Source organism: Kribbella sp. NPDC104218 (assembly GCF_055584105.1).
The window spans coordinates 55,136-71,067 of sequence record NZ_JBVJMQ010000002.1 but is presented as its reverse complement, the minus strand read 5'-3'; the positions used below and the strand labels follow the sequence as shown (position 1 = coordinate 71,067).

Below are 15,932 nucleotides of genomic sequence, written 5' to 3'. Positions count from 1 at the left end.
AAGCTGGCATGATGTCAATCGTTGTCATGTCTGTGGCAGCTGTTCGGACCTGACTGGTTTGGAGCGTGTCTTGCCCGTCCCGAAAGTCCCTGACAAAGGGAGCGTGACCCGGCGCGGGTTCGCGGTCCTGCGGGTCGCCGTCTGGGAGGAGCCGTGGGTGTTCGCGCTCTCGGTGGCCGCCAGCATGCTGTACGGCGCGATGACGGTCGCGGACGGCTGGGCGCTCGGCTGGGCCACCGATCACGTCATCCGCCCGGCGCTGGAGCGCGGCGACACGACGTTCGGCGCGCTCGCCGCGCTGGTCTCGCTGTTCCTCGGCATCGCGATCCTGCGCGCGATCGGTGTGGTCGGCCGCCGGATCGGCGCCGGCGTGATGCAGTTCCGGCTGCAGGCGACGTACCGGCGGCGCGTCACCCGGCAGTACCAGAAGCTCCCGCTGGAGTGGCACCACCAGCATCCGACCGGTCAGCTGCTCTCCAACGCGAACGCCGACGTCGAGTCGATCTGGTTCGTGATCGCGCCGCTTCCGATGGCGATCGGCGTGCTGGCCATGCTGGCGTTCGCGACGGTCGCCATGTTCATGGCCGACGTCTGGCTCGCAGTGGTCGGCTGTCTGGTCTTTCCGCTCGTCTTCCTTGCCAATGTGATCTTCCAGCGCATCCTGCAGCCACTGGCCACCCGGGCGCAGCAGCTGCGCGCGGATGTCTCCGAGGTGGCGCACGAGTCGTTCGACGGCGCGCTGGTCGTCAAGACGCTCGGTCGCGAGGCTGCCGAGACGGAGCGGTTCCGGGCGCCGACGTACGCGCTGCGGGACGCGAACATCGCTGTGAACAAGGCTCGGGGCATGTTCGACCCGGTGATCGACGCGCTGCCCCGGGTGGGCGTGCTGGTCGTGCTGCTGGTCGGTGTTGGCCGAGTGCGCTCCGGCGCGGCCGACGCGGGTGACGTCGTCCAGGTGGCGTTTCTGTTCACGCTGATCGGCTTCCCGATCCGGGCGCTCGGCTGGGTGCTCGGTGAGCTACCGCGCTCGGTCGTCGGCTGGGACCGGGTGCAGCGAGTGCTGACCGCGGACGGCGGGATGGAGTACGGCGAGCAGCGGCTCACGGCGACCAGTGCGGCCAGGCTGGACGTGTCCGGACTCCGCTTCGGGTATCTGCCCGGTCGCGACGTGCTGACCGGGATGGACTTCAGCGTCGAGCCGGGGCGGACGGTTGCGGTGGTCGGCCCGACCGGTGCCGGCAAGTCGACGATGACGACGTTGCTGACTCGGCTGATCGATCCGGAGGAGGGCTCGGTCCAGGTCGACGGCATCGATCTCCGCGAGCTGGCCCGGGGTGAGCTGGCCGGTTCGGTCGCGCTGGTCGCCCAGACGGCGTTCCTGTTCGACGACAGCATCCGCGGCAACATCACCCTCGGCGGTGACTACACCGACGACGACATCTGGGACGCGCTGCGGATCGCTCAGGGCGACGGCTTCGTGAAGGCGCTGCCGGAGGGGCTGGACACCAAGGTCGGCGAGCGCGGCACCACGCTGTCCGGTGGGCAGCGCCAGCGGATCGCCCTGGCCCGAGCGCTCGTCCGCCGGCCGCGGCTGCTGATCCTGGACGACGCCACCAGCGCGGTCGACCCACAAGTCGAGGCGCGCATCCTGGCCGGGCTGCGTTCCGTCGTCCACGAGGACGCCGGCGCCGCTACGACCGTCCTGGTGATCGCCTACCGCAAGGCGACGATCTCCCTGGCCGACGAGGTGCTGTTCCTCGACGAGGGCCGGATCACCGCCCAGGGCACGCACACCGAGCTGCAGGAGACGTCGGCCGCGTACCGCGATCTGGTCGACGCCTACGAGAAGGACGCCGAGCGGCGTCAGGACGAGGACCTGGACGAGGTGAACGCATGAGCTCCGGGGAAGCCACCCGGCTCGACCACGGCGACGACGCCGGTGGGCTGGCGACGCTGCGGGAGGGCCTGCGCATCTCACCGGAGCTTGCGCAGGGCTGGTGGGTCACTGCGCTGCTGGCGCTGACCATGACCGCCGGCCGGGTCGTCATCCCGATTGCGGTCCAGCAGACGATCGACAAGGGCCTGTCCGGGCCGGGCGGGCCCGACATGTCGTTCGTGGCCTGGATGTGTGCGGTCTGCGCGGCGGGCATCCTCGTAACGGCCGGTGCGTCGTATCTGACGACAGTGCGGTTGGCCATCAACTCAGAGCGCGGTCTGGCGACCATGCGGCTGAAGGCGTTCCGGCATGTCCATGACCTGCCGGTGCTGACGCAGAGCACCGAGCGGCGCGGCGCTCTGGTCAGCCGCGTGACCTCCGACGTCGACACCGTGTCGCAGTTCCTGCAGTTCGGTGGCTTCATCTTCCTGGTCAGCCTCGGTCAGATGCTGCTGGCGACCGTGGTCATGTTCGTCTACTCGTGGCAGCTGGCGCTGGTCGTGCTGATCTGCTTCCTGCCGCTGTTCGCGAGCCTGCGGGCGCTGCAGCGCCGGATGTCCGACGCGTACGGCGTCGTCCGGGCGAAGGTCGGCGAGATGCTGTCCGCGATCGCGGAGCCGGTCGTCGGCGCGCAGGTCGTCCGCGCGTACTCGATCGAGCAGCGCACCCAGACCCGCATCGACGCCTCGATCGACGACTACCGGCGGACGGCGACCAGCGCGCAGACGCTGACCGGTGTCACGTTCTCCATCGGCGGTCTGGCCGCCGGTCTGGCCAATGCGGGCGTGCTGACGGCCGGCGTCCTGCTCGGGGTGGACGGGCAGGCGACGCTCGGCGAGATCCTCGCCTTCATGTTCCTGGTCGCGCTGTTCTCGGACCCGGTGCAGATCGCCACGCAGGTGCTCACCGACGCGCAGAGCGCCTTCGCCGGCTGGCGGCGGGTGCTCGGCGTGATCGCGACCCCGGCGGACGTCGTCGACCCGGGGGAGTCCGGTGTGACTCAGGCCCGCGGGCCGATCACGGTCGAGTTCGCGGACGTCGACTTCGCCTATCCGGACGGCGACCTGGTGTTGCGGGACGTCGACGTCCAGCTGCAACCACATCGGCGGGTGGCCGTCGTGGGGGAGACCGGCTCGGGCAAGACGACGTTCGCGAAGCTGCTGACCCGGCTGATGGACCCGACGTCCGGTGCGGTGCTGCTGGACGGCGTGGACGCGCGGGAGATCTCGTTCGCGTCGCTGCGCGAGCGGGTGGTGATGGTGCCGCAGGACGGCTATCTGTTCGACGCATCCCTCGCCGAGAACGTCCGCTTCGGCCGGCCTGAGGTGACGGACGCCGAGCTGCTGGCGGCGTTCGAGTCGCTCGGCCTCACCGATTGGCTGGAGTCCCTGCCCGACGGGTTGGCCTCACCGGTCGGTCAGCGTGGTGAGTCGCTGTCGGCTGGCGAGCGCCAGCTGGTCGCGCTGGCCCGAGCCAACATCGCCGACCCGGACCTCCTCGTTCTGGACGAGGCGACCTCGGCTGTCGACCCTGGCACCGAGGTGCGCGTCAACGCCGCGCTGGAGCGGCTGATGGCCGGCCGGACGTCGGTCACCATCGCTCACCGGCTCTCCACGGCGGAAGCGGCCGATGAGGTGCTGGTCTTCGACAACGGCGAGATCGTCGAGCGCGGCCCGCATGCCGAGCTGGTCGCTGCCGGCGGCGTCTACTCGCGGTTGCACCAGAGCTGGATCGCTCAGCGCAGCGCCCTCTAGAACGCACCGGGGCGCGGCCGGTCCCTGGGAGGGTCGAACCGGCCGCGCCCGGATCAGGTACGCGCGACACCGCAGTCAGGTCGGTGCCGAGGTACCTGGCTCAGGGTGTCGGAACAGTGCCGTTGGCTCCTGGCTGCGGAACCAGCAGGAACTCCACACCGCCCTTGTCGTCCACCGCGGCGTCCAGGATCTTGTCGTCCAGGGCGTTCGCCGCGTTCTGTTCGAGGAAGACGCGCGCTCCGGCCTCCTCGACGACCTGGTCGCCCGGGCTCGGCGCCTCGGTGGTGGTCACCGCCAGTGCCGGATCCGCCGGGTTCTCCTGCGAGATCCGCACTCCGGCCCCTTCCGGCGCGCCCTCGACCCCCGTGATGCTCTTGATCACCAGAGTCGCGTTCTCTGTCAGGGTAAGCACAACCGCTCCAACCTCTCGACAACAATGTTGTCTCCGCCCCGTGCCCGATCATTGCCAGGCCAAACACCCGTACCGGAAAGTCGTGTGCGTTCGGGGGCCGCGATGGTGTGGGATTGGGGGATGGCACTCGAGTTGGCGATACCTACGGTCGACGGGCTGAGCGGCGCGGTCAGCGCGCTGCGGGACTGGCAGACCAACGAAACACCGCACCAGCTGCACCCTGGTGATCTGGGCTGGTTCTGGCGTTTCGGCGCCGAGAAGACCGCGGCGTCGACGCGGGTCTGGAGCCGGGCCGGCGTGGTCCTGGCGGTGGGTCTGCTGGACGAGGCGGACATGGTGCGCATCGCCATCGCCCCGGATGCGCTGCGCGACGAGGAGCTGGCGCGGCAGCTCGTGGCCGATCTCACCGAACCGGGGCGCGTGCTGCCGACCGGCAAGGTCTATCTGGAGTCACCGAACGGCTCACTGCTCAAAGAGCGGCTCGCTGCCGAAGGCTGGCAGTGGGACGCGCCCTGGGTGCCGGTGCGGCGCGATCTGACCGATCCGGTCGAAGAGCCGGGCCTACGGGTCGACCTGGTCGGTACCGAAGAGGCGCACGAGCGGGCGCTCGTCCAGCGCGAGTCGTTCGCCGGATCGACGTTCACCGACGACCGCTGGTTCACCATGGCCGACGGCCCGGTGTACGCCGACGCCCGCTGCCTGCTCGGTCGCAACGAGCTCGGTGAGTCCGTCGCGACCGTCACCGTCTGGTTCGCCGGTGAGGGCAAGCCGGGGTACCTGGAGCCGATGGGCGTGCACCGGATCCACCGCGGCCGCGGCTACGGCCGGGCGATCACCCTCGCCGCCGCACGCACGCTGCGCGAGCTGGGCGCGTCCACGGCCTTCACCTACACCCCGGCGTCCAATGTCGGCGCGATCGCCACCTACGAGTCGGCCGGTTTCGTCCGGCAACCCGAGACCCGCGACCTGGTCCGGGAGGCCTAGACCGCAGCCGCCTCGTCGGCGGCCCGGAGCACCCGGAGAATGTTGCCGTTGGCAAGTTTTGCGAGGTCCTGGTCGCTCCAGCCGCGACCGGCCAGGGCCTCGAACAGCACCGGGTACGACGACACGTCCGGCAGCTCCGCGGGCAGCGCGGGGACGCCGTCGTAGTCGCCGCCGATCCCGATGTGGTCGATCCCGGCCACCTCGCGGACATGCTCGACGTGCGCGACCACATCGGCCAGCGAGGCGACCGGCTCGGGCGTGCCGTAGAGCTCGGCGACCTTGGCCTGGTCGGCGGGCGAATGCGGGTCGAGGCCGTTGGCCTTCGCGACTTCGAGCGCTCCCGCGGCCCAGTCGGCGCACGCCTGGGAAACGAAGTACGGGACGAAGGTGACCATGCAGACGCCGTCGTTGGCGGCGAGCGTGCCGAGGACGTCGTCCGGGACGTTGCGCGGGACGTCGCAGACCGCGCGGGCCGACGAGTGGCTGAAGATCACCGGCGACGTGCTGACCCGCAGCGCGTGCCGCATCGTGTCGGCCGAGACGTGCGACAGGTCGACGAGCATGCCGATCCGGTTCATCTCCCGGACGACCTCTTCGCCGAAGTCGCTCAGCCCGCCGAGCACCGGCTCGTCGGTCGCGGAGTCCGCCCACGAGACGTTGTTGTTGTGCGTCAGCGTCATGTACCGGACGCCGAGCGCCCGCATCACCCGCAGCACGCCGAGGGACTCACCGATCGAGTGGCCGCCCTCCATCCCCATCAGCGATGCGACCCGGCCGGCCTTCATCGCGGCGTCCACCTCGTCGGCCGTCGTCGCGAGCTGCAGTGCCTCCGGGAAGCGCTCCACGAGCCGCCGGACGAAGTCGACCTGTTCGAAGGTCCGGCGGACCGCATGCTCGTCCTGCGGCACCCACAGCGACCAGAACTGCGCACCGACGTTCCCGGCGCGGAGCCGCGGCAGGTCGGTGTGCAGCTGCGGCACCGGCCCGCTGAGGTCGTGTGCGTCCAGGTCGTACTCACACAGCTCGTAGAACGCGATGGGCAGGTCGTTGTGTCCGTCGATCACCGGGTGCATCCGTCCATCCTGTCAGGGGGTGGTCAAGACTGTCCGGGGGATCGGTGACAATAGGTGAGTGAGTATCGACGAGCTGACCTTCGACGCGGCCGGGCTGATCCCGGCGGTGGTGCAGCAGTACGACACGCGCGAGGTGCTGATGGTGGGCTGGATGAACGCCGAGGCGGTCCGCCGGACGGCGGAGACCGGCCGGAGCACGTTCTGGTCGCGCAGCCGCCAGGAGTACTGGGTCAAGGGCGAGACCAGCGGTCACCGGCAGCACGTCAAGGAGCTCCTCGTCGACTGCGACGCCGACACGCTGCTCGTCCTCGTCGACCAGGAGGGCCCGGCCTGTCACACCGGCACCCGCAGCTGCTTCGAGCACGGCCGGATCGAGGTGAAGGCGTGAACACCCCGTCCCTGGAGACCTTCCGCGACTACGCGAAGGACCGGCGCGTCATTCCGGTCACCCGGCGCGTGCTGGGCGACGCCGAGACGCCGATCGGCGTCTACGGCAAGCTGGCCGCCGAGCGTGAGGGCACGTTCCTGCTCGAGTCCGCGGAGAACGGCGGTGTCTGGTCGCGGTACTCGTTCATCGGCGTCCGCTCGGCCGCGACGCTGACCGAACGCGAAGGCCAGGCCGTCTGGACGGGGAGCCCGCCGGTCGGCCTGCCGGCGTCCGGCGACCCGCTGACCGCGCTGCGCGAGACGCTTGAGATCCTGCACACGCCCCGGCTGCCGGGGCTGCCGCCGCTGACCGGCGGCATGGTCGGCTTCCTCGGGTACGACGCCGTCCGCCGGCTGGAGCGGTTGCCGGACACAACGACCGACGACCTCGGCCTGCCCGAGCTGACGTTCCTGTTCGCCACCGACCTGGCCGCCCTCGACCACGAGACCGGTGAGATCTGGCTGATCGCGAACGCGATCAACTGGGACGACACCGACGAGCGCGTCGACGAGGCGTACGCCGACGCCGTCCGCCGGCTCGACGCGATGGAGGCCGACCTCGCGCGGCCGACCCCGTCGTACGTCGTCCGCGCGGACCGCGACGCCCAGCCCGACCCGCACCGGCAGCGCTCCAGCGCGGAGTACCGCCAGGCGGTGGAGACCGCCAAGGAGGAGATCCGGGCCGGCGAGGCGTTCCAGATCGTCGTCTCGCAGCGGTTCGAGCTGCAGACCACGGCGTCCGCGCTGGACATCTACCGGGTGCTGCGCCGGTCCAACCCGAGCCCGTACATGTACCTGGTCCGGCTCGACGGTTTCGACATCGTCGGCTCCAGCCCGGAGGCGCTGGTCAAGGTCACCGACAACAAGGTGATCCTGCACCCGATCGCCGGCACCCGCCGCCGCGGCGCCACCCCGGAGGAGGACCACGCCCTGGAGGAGGAGCTGCGCGCCGACGCCAAGGAGCGCGCCGAGCACCTGATGCTCGTCGACCTCGGCCGCAACGACGTCGGCAAGGTCTGCGCCCCGGGCACGGTCGAGGTGATCGACTTCATGAGCGTCCGGCGCTACAGCCACGTCATGCACCTGGAGTCGACCGTCACCGGTCAGCTGGCCGCGGGCAAGACGGCTTTCGACGCGCTGACCGCGGCCTTCCCGGCCGGCACGCTGTCCGGCGCCCCGAAGCCGCGCGCGATGGAGATCATCGACAAACTCGAGGTGACCCGGCGCGGCGTCTACGGCGGCGTGGTCGGCTATCTGGACTTCGCCGGGGACGCCGACACCGCGATCGCCATCCGGACGGCGGTGCTGCGCGGCGGTACGGCGTACGTCCAGGCGGGCGCCGGCATCGTCGCCGACTCCGACCCGGCGTCCGAGGACGCCGAATGCCGCACCAAGGCCGCCGCCGTCCTGAACGCCATCGCCGTCGCCGGAACGTTCAGCGAGGTCTGATGCGCCCACAACGGTTGGTCGACCTGCTCACCCTGGCCGCATTGGTGTTGCTGGGCCTTTCGGCGTATCTGACCTGGGCGACGGCCGATCCGGGCAGTGGGCGGGCGGTGGTCGAGTTCAACGGGCACAGCGTCACCAGAGCGCCGGTGACGCTCGCGCTGGCGGCGGTCGTCGCGGTAGTGGTGACCAAGCTGGCCGGGACGACGCTGCGGCGGGTGATCGGCGCGCTGGTCGCGCTGCTCGGTGTGGCGGCGATCGGCGTCGCGCTGCAGGTCCGCCCGAACGTGGACGAGCTGAGCCGGCTCCGGCCGGAGCTGAGCCAGGCCGTGACCGACCGGGTCGTGCTGGGCACCGGCCCGGCGCCCTGGCTGGCGCTGGCGGGGGGAGTGGCGCTGCTCGCGGCCGGTGCGCTCGCGGTGCTCACCGCGCACCGCTGGCAGCGTGCTACCGCGCGGTACGAGCGGGAAACGAGCGTGACCACAGCTGATCGTGAGGCCGATCAGTGGAAGGCGATCGACGCGGGACAGGACCCGACTCTCTGATCGCGGCGGGCAACCGCCACAATAGGACCGGACGACGACGAGGAGTGGCGGCAACCATGAACAATACGACGGCTGAGCAAACGGGCGCGCACGTGAGCGAGGAGGCTCACGACTCGCACGGCAACAGCGTCGCGGCGTGGACCGCGGTGGCGATCATCCTGGTCGGCTTCACCGTCGGCGCGATCGCGATGGTGCTCGGGCCGCTGTGGTGGCTGTTCTGGGTGTCGGTCGGGATCGTCGTGGTCGGCACGCTGGCCGGCAAGGTGCTGCAGATGCTGGGCTTCGGCGTCCCCGCCGACGGCGATCACTGAGGAGCGGACGGAACATGACAGTGCTTGACGACATTCTCGCCGGGGTTCGCGAGGACCTCGCGGAGCGCCAGGCCCTCGTCAGCCTGGACGACCTGAAACTCGAGGCGCAGCGCAAACCCGACGCCAAGGACCCGATGCCGGTCTTCCGCGGCGACGGGATCGCGATCATCGCCGAGGTGAAGCGGTCCAGCCCCTCCAAGGGCGAGCTGGCCGAGATCACCGACCCGGCCGCGCTGGCCGGGGAGTACGAGGGCGGCGGCGCCGCGGCCATCTCGGTGCTCACCGAGCAGCGCCGGTTCAACGGCAGCCTGGACGACCTGCGCGCCGTCCGCGGCCGCGTCGACGTCCCGGTCCTGCGCAAGGACTTCGTCGTCTCGTCGTACCAGCTCTGGGAGGCGCGCGCGGCCGGCGCCGACATGGTGCTGCTGATCGTCGCCGCGCTGGAGCAGGAGGCCCTGGTCTCGCTGATCGAGCGCGCGCACTCGATCGGCCTGTGCCCGCTGGTCGAGGTCCACGACGAGGAGGAGACCCGGCGTGCGGTGGACGCCGGCGCTCAGCTGATCGGCGTGAACAACCGCAACCTGAAGACCCTCGAGGTCGACCGGGACACGTTCGCGCGGGTCGCGCCGACGATCCCGACCGAGCTGGTCCGGGTGGCGGAGTCCGGCGTCCGGGGCCCGCATGATGTAATCGAGTTCGCGCGCGCCGGGGCCGATGTCGTCCTCGTCGGAGAAACCCTGGTGACCGGCCGCGATCCGCGCGCCTCGGTCGCCGACCTCGTCGCCGCCGGATCGCACCCCGCCATCCAGCAGCGGCACTGACCTCCCCGACCGGTCCAAACGGCCAGGGGCAGTAACTCTCCCGAGCCGTCTGGGCCGGGTTGGAAGGTTTTGTCGGATGAGTACTGTGCTGCCCGACCAGCTCGGGCATTTCGGCCGTTTCGGCGGCAGGTTCATGCCGGAGGCGCTGATCGCGCCACTCGACGAGCTCACCCGGGCCTGGCAGGGCGCCGTGGCCGACCCTGCGTTCACCGGTGAGTTCGACCGGATGCTGCGCGAGTGGGCCGGCGTCCCGAGCCTGCTGTACGACGCGACCCGGCTGTCCGAGGCGGCCGGGGCCCGCATCCTGCTCAAGCGTGAGGACCTCAACCACACCGGCGCCCACAAGGTCCGCAACGCGCTCGGCCAGGCGCTGCTGACCAAGCGGATGGGCAAGCCGCGGGTGATCGCCGAGACCGGCGCCGGCCAGCACGGCGTCGCCACCGCGACCGCCTGCGCCTACCTGGACCTCGAGTGCGTCGTCTACATGGGCGAGGTCGACACCCAGCGCCAGGCGCTGAACGTGGCCCGGATGAAGTTGCTCGGCGCCGAGGTGATCCCGGTGACGAGCGGCAGCCGCACGCTCAAGGACGCGATCAACGAGGCGCTGCGCGACTGGGTCGCCAGCGTCGACAACACGCACTACCTGCTCGGGACGGCGGCCGGTGCGCACCCGTTCCCGGCGATGGTCCGCGACTTCGTCCGCGGGATCGGCGACGAGGCCCGCGCCCAGTCGCTGGAGCTGCTCGGCAAACTGCCGGACGCCGCGGTCGCGGCCGTCGGCGGCGGGTCGAACGCGATCGGCCTGTTCGCGGCCTTCGTCCCCGACGAGGACGTGCAGCTGTACGGCATCGAGCCGGGCGGCGACGGGTTCGAGACCGGCCGGCACGCGGCCACGATCACCGCCGGGCAGATCGGCGTCCTGCACGGTGCGCGCTCCTACCTGCTGCAGGACGAGGACGGCCAGACCATCGAGTCGCACTCGATCTCCGCCGGGCTGGACTACCCCGGCGTCGGCCCCGAGCACTCCTGGCTGGCCGAGACCAAGCGGGCGACGTATCGCCCGGTGTCGGACGCCGACGCGATGGAGGCCTTCAAGCTGCTGTCGCGCACCGAGGGCATCATCCCGGCGATCGAGTCCGCGCACGCGGTCGCGGGCGCGCTGGAGATCGCCAAGGAGCTCGGCCCGGACGCCACCATCCTGGTGAACCTGTCCGGCCGCGGCGACAAGGACATGGACACCGCGAGCACATGGTTCCAGCTGATCGACGCCCCGGAGGCCGGTCGTGAGTGAAATGGTTGCCCTGGGCAAGGCCGGGGCCGCGATCCGGGCGGCGAACGCCGCGGGCCGGGCCGGGCTGGTCGGCTACCTGCCGGCCGGGTACCCGTCGTACGACGGCGGCGTGGACGCGATCAAGGCGCTGGTCGACGGCGGCTGCGACGTCCTCGAGATCGGGCTGCCGTACAGCGACCCGGTGATGGACGGCCCGGCGATCCAGCGGGCCGCCGAGGCCGCGCTGGCCGGCGGTTTCCGGGTCCGGGACGTGCTGCGCACGGTCGAGGCGATCACGGCGTACGCCGACGTCCCGGTGCTCGTGATGACGTACTGGAACCCGATCGAGCGCTACGGCGTGGACCGCTGGGCCGCCGATTTCGCCGGCGTCGGGGGAGCGGGCCTCATCACGCCCGACCTGATCCCGGACGAGGGCGCCGAGTGGGCCGCCGCCGCGGACAAGCACGAGCTGGACAAGGTCTTCCTGGTCTCGCCGTCGTCGACCGACGAGCGGATCAAGATGACCACGGCTGCCTGCCGCGGGTTCGTCTACGCGACTGCGGTGATGGGCGTCACCGGCGTCCGGGAGATGGCGTCCGACCTGGCCGCGCCGCTGGTGGCGCGGACGAAGGCGGCCACCGGGCTGCCGGTCGGCGTCGGGATCGGCGTCTCGAACGCCGAGCAGGCGGCGGCGCTGGCGACCTTCACCGACGCCGTGATCGTCGGGTCCGCGCTGGTGAAGCAGCTGCTCGACGGCAACGGTCCCGCGGGTGTGCGCTCGCTCACGGAGCGCCTGGCCGAGGGCGTCCGGCGGGAACCCTCAGCGGCCGCCGGGCGTTGAGTCTGCTGTGAGTCGAACCAGAAACGCGGCGCTTCTGTTCGCCGCGGTGGCTCTGCTGGCGGTTGCGGGCTGCAGTGGTCAGCAGGACGAGCCCGACAACCCCGGCGGGGCGATCATCCGCACCAGCCAGGATCCGAACGGGATGCGCGGCGCGTCGCTCGACCGTCCGTACTCGTTGCCCGCGGCGACGTTGACCGACACCGACGGGAACCCGTTCAACCTGGTGACGTCGACCAAGAAGCCGGTGACGCTGGTCTTCTTCGGCTACACCAACTGCCCCGACGTGTGCCCGACGGTGCTGGCCGATGTCGCCTCCGCGCTGACCAAGCTGGACGACTCGCAGCGCAAGCAGGTGCAGTTGCTGTTCGTCACCACCGACCCGGCCCGCGACACCGGCCAGGCGATGCGTAAGTACCTCGATCGCTACGACCCGTCGTTCGTCGGCCTGACCGGCAAGCTGGAGTCGATCAAGAACATCGGCCAGACGATCGGCATCCCGGTCGAGGGGATGAAGAAGCTGCCGTCCGGCGGGTACGAGGTCGGTCACGGCGCGCAGGTGCTCGGCTTCGGCAAGAACGACAAGGCCACCGTGCTGTGGATGGCGAACGCCGCGATCGGCGACATGGCGCACGACTTCGGGAAGCTGGTCGAGGCGAACCAGTGAACCGGCGTCCGTGGTTCGCCTGGGTGTCGCTCGGCGCGCGGTTGATCCTGGGCGGGGTGCTGCTGGTCGCCGGAGTGCTGAAGGTCGGCGATCCGGAGACCGCGGCGCAGGCCGTCCGCGCGTACGAGATCCTGCCGCCGGTGCTGGCCGATCCGGTCGGCTGGGGGCTGCCGTTCCTGGAGATCGCGGTCGGGTTGCTGTTGATCCTCGGTTTCGGCGTCCGCGTGACCGCGGCCTCGGCGGCGGCGTTGATGGTGGTGTTCGTCATCGGCGTCGCGTCGGCCTGGGCCCGCGGCCTGGCGATCGACTGCGGCTGCTTCGGCGGCGGGGGGAAGGTCGATCCGGGGCAGACGCAGTACCTGCAGGAGATCGTCCGGGACGCCGGCCTGCTGGCCCTGGCGGTCTGGCTGTGCATCAACCCGGCCAGCAAGTTCGCCCTCGAATCCGATCCGCACGCACTGTCAGGAGAGACCGCGCCGTGAGCAAGACCAAGCCCCCCGTGAACCCGCTGACCAGCACGAGCAAGCGGCGGATCTCGCCCGGGATCGTCGTGGTCGTCGTGCTCGTGCTGGCCCTGCTGGGCGGGGTCGGCCTCCAGTACTGGCGTGCGAACTCCAAGGTCGAGGTCAGCTCGAACGGGCGCCCCGAGCCGGTCGTCATCACCGGCCCGGGCGAGGCGGGCAAGGGCGTCACGGTCGGCACGGCCGGCGCCAAGGCGCAGATCGACATCTACCTGGACTTCCGCTGCCCGCACTGCGCCGAGTTCGAGGAGAAGACCGGCGGCGTCGTCGACAAACTCGTCCAGGACGGGACGGCGACGCTCACGTACTGGCCGCTGGCGTTCGTGAACCCGGATGCCTCGCCGCGGCTGGCCAACGCGTTCGCCGCGGCCGCCGCGAACGGCAAGGCGCTCAGCTACGCCGACGAGATGTACAACGACTTCAGCAAGTCCTGGACGACGGACCAGCTGATCGAGCTCGGCAAGCAGCTCGGCGTCGGCGACGCGAAGTTCCAGGAGGCCGTCCGGCAGAACACCTACGGCGGCTGGGTCGAGTCGGTCGGCAAGGCCGCCGACGCGCGCGGCGTGGCCAGCACGCCGGCGGTCTTCGTCAACGGCAAGCAGCTCGACGACAAGGAGCTGACCGCCGACGGGCTGCAGCAGGCCGTCGACGCCGCCGTCTCGACGGCCAAGTGACGGCGAGTCCCCAATCGTGACCCTGGGTTCCTGGCCGGTGCCCGGGGCGGTCGAGTAGCGTTCCGGATGCCATGTCTAGTCTGATCACCGCCGTGATGGTTCCGGCGTTCATCCCCAGCCCGAGCCAGGGTGTCTGGCACGTCCTCGGCCTGCCGATCCGCGCGTACGCGCTGTGCATCCTGGCCGGAATCTTCGCCGGATACTGGCTGACCCGCAAACGCTGGGTCGCCCGCGGCGGCTCCGCGGTGGTGCTGTCCGACATCATGTTCTGGGCCATCCCGTTCGGGCTGGTCGGGGCGCGGATCTGGCATGTCATCACCGACGCCGAGCTCTACTTCGGCGAGGGGCGCAACCCGGTCGACGCGCTGAAGATCTGGAACGGCGGTCTCGGCATCTGGGGCGCGGTCGGGTTCGGCGCCCTCGGCGCCTACCTGGCCTGCCGCCGCGCCAAGGTCTCCTTCCCGGCCTTCGCCGACGCGATCGCCCCCGGTATCGCCCTCGCCCAGGTCTTCGGCCGCTTCGGCAACTACTTCAACCAAGAGCTCTTCGGCAAACCCACCACTCGCCCCTGGGGCCTCGAGATCGACCCGGCCCACCGCCCCGAGGGCTACGCCGAGTTCGCCACCTTCCACCCGACCTTCCTCTACGAAGCCCTCTGGAACCTCGGCGTCGTCGCCCTCATCCTCCTCGTCGCCCGCCGCTACACCCTCGGCCACGGCCGCGCCTTCTTCCTCTACGTCGCCGCCTACACCGCCGGCCGCGCCTGGATCGAGAACCTCCGCATCGACGAGGTCAACCACTTCCTCGGCCTCCGCCTCAACGTCTGGACGTCGCTCATCCTCTTCGTCCTAGCCGTAGCCGCCTTCGTAGTAAGCGCCCGCACCCGCCCCGGCGAATCCCCCCTAACCACCACCCCCGCTGACGGTTCCCCTGCCGGCGACGCAGAGGCGACGAACGCCACTCCCGCCACAGAGGCGGACACGACCGACGCCACTCCCTCCGAGGCAGACGCGCCCCCCGCCGAGGCGGAGGCGCAGCCGACGTCGAGCCCCGCGCCAGGCGCGTCCGCTGTCACGCCCTCCACCCCGCACAGCTCCGCACCGAACTCAGCCGAGGCGGAGCCGGCCGGAGGACCGGCTGCCTCGGCGTCCCCAGCGGACGGCTCAACCCCGGACGGCGCTCCGAGGTGACCACGAGCCCGGTGCGGGCCCTCCAGACCTCAGCTGAGACGGAGATCCCCACCGGGCGTACGTGCGGCCCAGCCTCAGTAGCGGTGAGGAGCGGGTTGGTGGCTGTGCATCAGCTGAGGTGATGACTTGGGGTCCAGGCCTCGGCCAGGCTCGGTGCCAACCGCTCCAGCCGCTCCAAGTGTCCACCAGGCTCCCCGCGCCGGACGGCCCAGGCTGCCCGGGCCACCGTCGTGAGCGCCGCGGTCAGCACGGCCCCGCGGCGGACGGCGTCCGCTGTGGAAGTTCCGCCGCTGCCCAGCTGGTATGCCGCGACCAGCTCATCCAGCGGATGCTCGGTCGACACCAGCAAGTACCCCAGATCGAAGCCCACCGCCGCGACCCCGAACTGCTCCCAGTCCACCGCCACCACCGCGTCCCCGTCCCGCCCGAGCAGATTCCCCGGATGCGCGTCGCCGTGCGCCGCGACCTGCGGCAACCGATCGAGCTCGCTCAGCACGGCCTCCCGGCGTCCCCACAGTTCGTTGCCCAATCGCCCTATCGCACTCCAGCCGTGCGCCTCGTCGTTCCGCGCCCGATCCCGCAACACGTCCCGCGCGAACCAGTCCGCGACGGGAATCTCGTTGCAGGCAAAGCGCCCGAGCGCCTCGGCCAGCTCGACAGGTGACAGGGGCGCGACGGCGACGACGTCCGTCCACAGCGTGACGCCGTCCGCGTCGCTCTCGATCTTCACGCAGCGCGGCGCCCGCAGCCCGGCCGTCCGCTCGACCACGCGGCTGCTCGCGACCTCGGCCTGCCGCCGCCAGTAGCTGTAGCCGGTACGCCGTTCGTCACCGCGCAGCAGTCGTTTGACCACGAACCCGTCCGGGGTGCGCCAGACGCCGGCGGTCGAGGCGCCGGTACCGGTCGTGAGCGGGGTCCAGGCGGGATGTGGGGCGTAATTCATCTGTTAAGGGTGGCCGGGGGAGGGGGTTACTGGGAGGATAGGGCCGCGGAGTGAGCGCTTGCTTACTGAGCGTGAGATGGCGCGCCTGGCGGTGGAATCGGAGTCCAGATACCGGGCGTCA

17 protein-coding genes are annotated in these 15,932 nt (G+C 70.8%); 14 read left to right on the top strand and 3 right to left on the bottom strand.

What is annotated here, in order from left to right:
• Positions 1-103: 103 nt before the first annotated feature.
• Both ACZ6ZD_RS16415 and ACZ6ZD_RS16410 read left to right on the top strand, forming a co-directional pair.
• Positions 104-1,897, top strand: coding sequence for an ABC transporter ATP-binding protein (locus ACZ6ZD_RS16415; protein ID WP_465672817.1), 1,794 nt, complete (start codon positions 104-106; stop codon positions 1,895-1,897).
• Positions 1,894-3,690, top strand: a complete 1,797-nt coding sequence (locus tag ACZ6ZD_RS16410) for an ABC transporter ATP-binding protein (RefSeq protein ID WP_465672815.1) — start codon at positions 1,894-1,896, stop codon at positions 3,688-3,690. The genes ACZ6ZD_RS16415 and ACZ6ZD_RS16410 overlap by 4 nt, the downstream gene beginning before the upstream one ends.
• Positions 3,691-3,790: 100 nt before the next feature.
• On the opposite strand, the gene ACZ6ZD_RS16405 is transcribed toward ACZ6ZD_RS16410, so the two are convergent.
• A complete protein-coding gene (locus tag ACZ6ZD_RS16405) occupies positions 3,791-4,102 on the bottom strand; it encodes a Fe-S cluster assembly protein HesB (protein WP_465672813.1) in 312 nt (103 codons plus the stop codon).
• A 120-nt stretch (positions 4,103-4,222) separates the two neighbouring features.
• On the opposite strand from ACZ6ZD_RS16405, the gene ACZ6ZD_RS16400 reads away from it, so the two are divergent.
• Positions 4,223-5,086, top strand: coding sequence for a GNAT family N-acetyltransferase (locus ACZ6ZD_RS16400; protein WP_465672811.1), 864 nt, complete (start codon positions 4,223-4,225; stop codon positions 5,084-5,086).
• On the opposite strand, the gene ACZ6ZD_RS16395 is transcribed toward ACZ6ZD_RS16400, so the two are convergent.
• Positions 5,083-6,159: a dipeptidase gene (locus tag ACZ6ZD_RS16395; protein ID WP_465672809.1), complete on the bottom strand. Its 1,077-nt coding sequence runs from the start codon at positions 6,157-6,159 to the stop codon at positions 5,083-5,085. The two genes, ACZ6ZD_RS16400 and ACZ6ZD_RS16395, sit on opposite strands and share 4 nt — an antisense overlap.
• A gap of 58 nt (positions 6,160-6,217) precedes the next feature.
• Between ACZ6ZD_RS16395 and hisI the strand changes: the two genes are divergently transcribed.
• The 11 genes from hisI to lgt all read left to right on the top strand — a co-directional run bounded on the left by hisI (position 6,218) and on the right by lgt (position 14,868).
• A complete protein-coding gene (gene hisI, locus ACZ6ZD_RS16390; RefSeq protein WP_465672807.1) occupies positions 6,218-6,547 on the top strand; it encodes a phosphoribosyl-AMP cyclohydrolase in 330 nt (109 codons plus the stop codon).
• On the top strand, positions 6,544-8,034 hold the full coding sequence (locus tag ACZ6ZD_RS16385) for an anthranilate synthase component I (RefSeq protein WP_465672805.1): 1,491 nt from the start codon (positions 6,544-6,546) through the stop codon (positions 8,032-8,034). Before hisI ends, ACZ6ZD_RS16385 begins: the two co-directional genes overlap by 4 nt.
• Positions 8,034-8,576, top strand: a complete 543-nt coding sequence (locus ACZ6ZD_RS16380) for a Trp biosynthesis-associated membrane protein (protein ID WP_465672803.1) — start codon at positions 8,034-8,036, stop codon at positions 8,574-8,576. Before ACZ6ZD_RS16385 ends, ACZ6ZD_RS16380 begins: the two co-directional genes overlap by 1 nt.
• Positions 8,577-8,632: 56 nt before the next feature.
• Positions 8,633-8,887, top strand: a complete 255-nt coding sequence (locus ACZ6ZD_RS16375; protein WP_465672801.1) for an HGxxPAAW family protein — start codon at positions 8,633-8,635, stop codon at positions 8,885-8,887.
• A gap of 14 nt (positions 8,888-8,901) precedes the next feature.
• Positions 8,902-9,708, top strand: coding sequence for an indole-3-glycerol phosphate synthase TrpC (gene trpC, locus ACZ6ZD_RS16370; RefSeq protein WP_171669948.1), 807 nt, complete (start codon positions 8,902-8,904; stop codon positions 9,706-9,708).
• Positions 9,709-9,784: 76 nt separating this feature from the next.
• Positions 9,785-10,999 (top strand): tryptophan synthase subunit beta, encoded by a 1,215-nt coding sequence (trpB, locus tag ACZ6ZD_RS16365; RefSeq protein WP_465672799.1) that lies wholly within the window; start codon positions 9,785-9,787, stop codon positions 10,997-10,999.
• A gap of 1 nt (position 11,000) precedes the next feature.
• Positions 11,001-11,819 carry a tryptophan synthase subunit alpha gene (gene trpA / locus ACZ6ZD_RS16360; protein ID WP_465676052.1) on the top strand — a complete coding sequence of 273 codons (819 nt, stop codon included), beginning with the start codon at positions 11,001-11,003 and terminating at the stop codon, positions 11,817-11,819.
• Positions 11,820-11,826: 7 nt separating this feature from the next.
• A complete protein-coding gene (locus ACZ6ZD_RS16355) occupies positions 11,827-12,483 on the top strand; it encodes an SCO family protein (RefSeq protein ID WP_465672797.1) in 657 nt (218 codons plus the stop codon).
• Positions 12,480-12,965: a MauE/DoxX family redox-associated membrane protein gene (locus tag ACZ6ZD_RS16350; RefSeq protein WP_465672795.1), complete on the top strand. Its 486-nt coding sequence runs from the start codon at positions 12,480-12,482 to the stop codon at positions 12,963-12,965. Before ACZ6ZD_RS16355 ends, ACZ6ZD_RS16350 begins: the two co-directional genes overlap by 4 nt.
• Entirely contained in the window at positions 12,962-13,678 is a 717-nt protein-coding gene (locus tag ACZ6ZD_RS16345) for a DsbA family protein (RefSeq protein ID WP_465672793.1), read from the top strand. Before ACZ6ZD_RS16350 ends, ACZ6ZD_RS16345 begins: the two co-directional genes overlap by 4 nt.
• A 71-nt stretch (positions 13,679-13,749) precedes the next feature.
• A complete protein-coding gene (lgt, locus tag ACZ6ZD_RS16340; RefSeq protein WP_465672791.1) occupies positions 13,750-14,868 on the top strand; it encodes a prolipoprotein diacylglyceryl transferase in 1,119 nt (372 codons plus the stop codon).
• A 109-nt stretch (positions 14,869-14,977) separates the two neighbouring features.
• Here the strand turns inward: lgt and ACZ6ZD_RS16335 are convergent, their stop codons facing one another.
• Positions 14,978-15,811 carry a phosphotransferase gene (locus tag ACZ6ZD_RS16335; protein ID WP_465672789.1) on the bottom strand — a complete coding sequence of 278 codons (834 nt, stop codon included), beginning with the start codon at positions 15,809-15,811 and terminating at the stop codon, positions 14,978-14,980.
• Positions 15,812-15,932: the final 121 nt, after the last annotated feature.

Excerpts from the sequence above, each read along its gene's own strand:
- ACZ6ZD_RS16410 (WP_465672815.1), top strand. The coding sequence starts at position 1,894 with ATGAGCTCCGGGGAAGCCACCCGGCTCGACCACGGCGACGACGCCGGT.
- ACZ6ZD_RS16400 (WP_465672811.1), top strand. The coding sequence starts at position 4,223 with ATGGCACTCGAGTTGGCGATACCTACGGTCGACGGGCTGAGCGGCGCG.
- ACZ6ZD_RS16395 (WP_465672809.1), bottom strand. The coding sequence starts at position 6,159 with ATGCACCCGGTGATCGACGGACACAACGACCTGCCCATCGCGTTCTAC.
- ACZ6ZD_RS16380 (WP_465672803.1), top strand. The coding sequence starts at position 8,034 with ATGCGCCCACAACGGTTGGTCGACCTGCTCACCCTGGCCGCATTGGTG.
- ACZ6ZD_RS16375 (WP_465672801.1), top strand. The coding sequence starts at position 8,633 with ATGAACAATACGACGGCTGAGCAAACGGGCGCGCACGTGAGCGAGGAG.
- trpC (WP_171669948.1), top strand. The coding sequence starts at position 8,902 with ATGACAGTGCTTGACGACATTCTCGCCGGGGTTCGCGAGGACCTCGCG.
- trpB (WP_465672799.1), top strand. The coding sequence starts at position 9,785 with ATGAGTACTGTGCTGCCCGACCAGCTCGGGCATTTCGGCCGTTTCGGC.
- trpA (WP_465676052.1), top strand. The coding sequence starts at position 11,001 with ATGGTTGCCCTGGGCAAGGCCGGGGCCGCGATCCGGGCGGCGAACGCC.
- lgt (WP_465672791.1), top strand. The coding sequence starts at position 13,750 with ATGTCTAGTCTGATCACCGCCGTGATGGTTCCGGCGTTCATCCCCAGC.
- ACZ6ZD_RS16335 (WP_465672789.1), bottom strand. The coding sequence starts at position 15,811 with ATGAATTACGCCCCACATCCCGCCTGGACCCCGCTCACGACCGGTACC.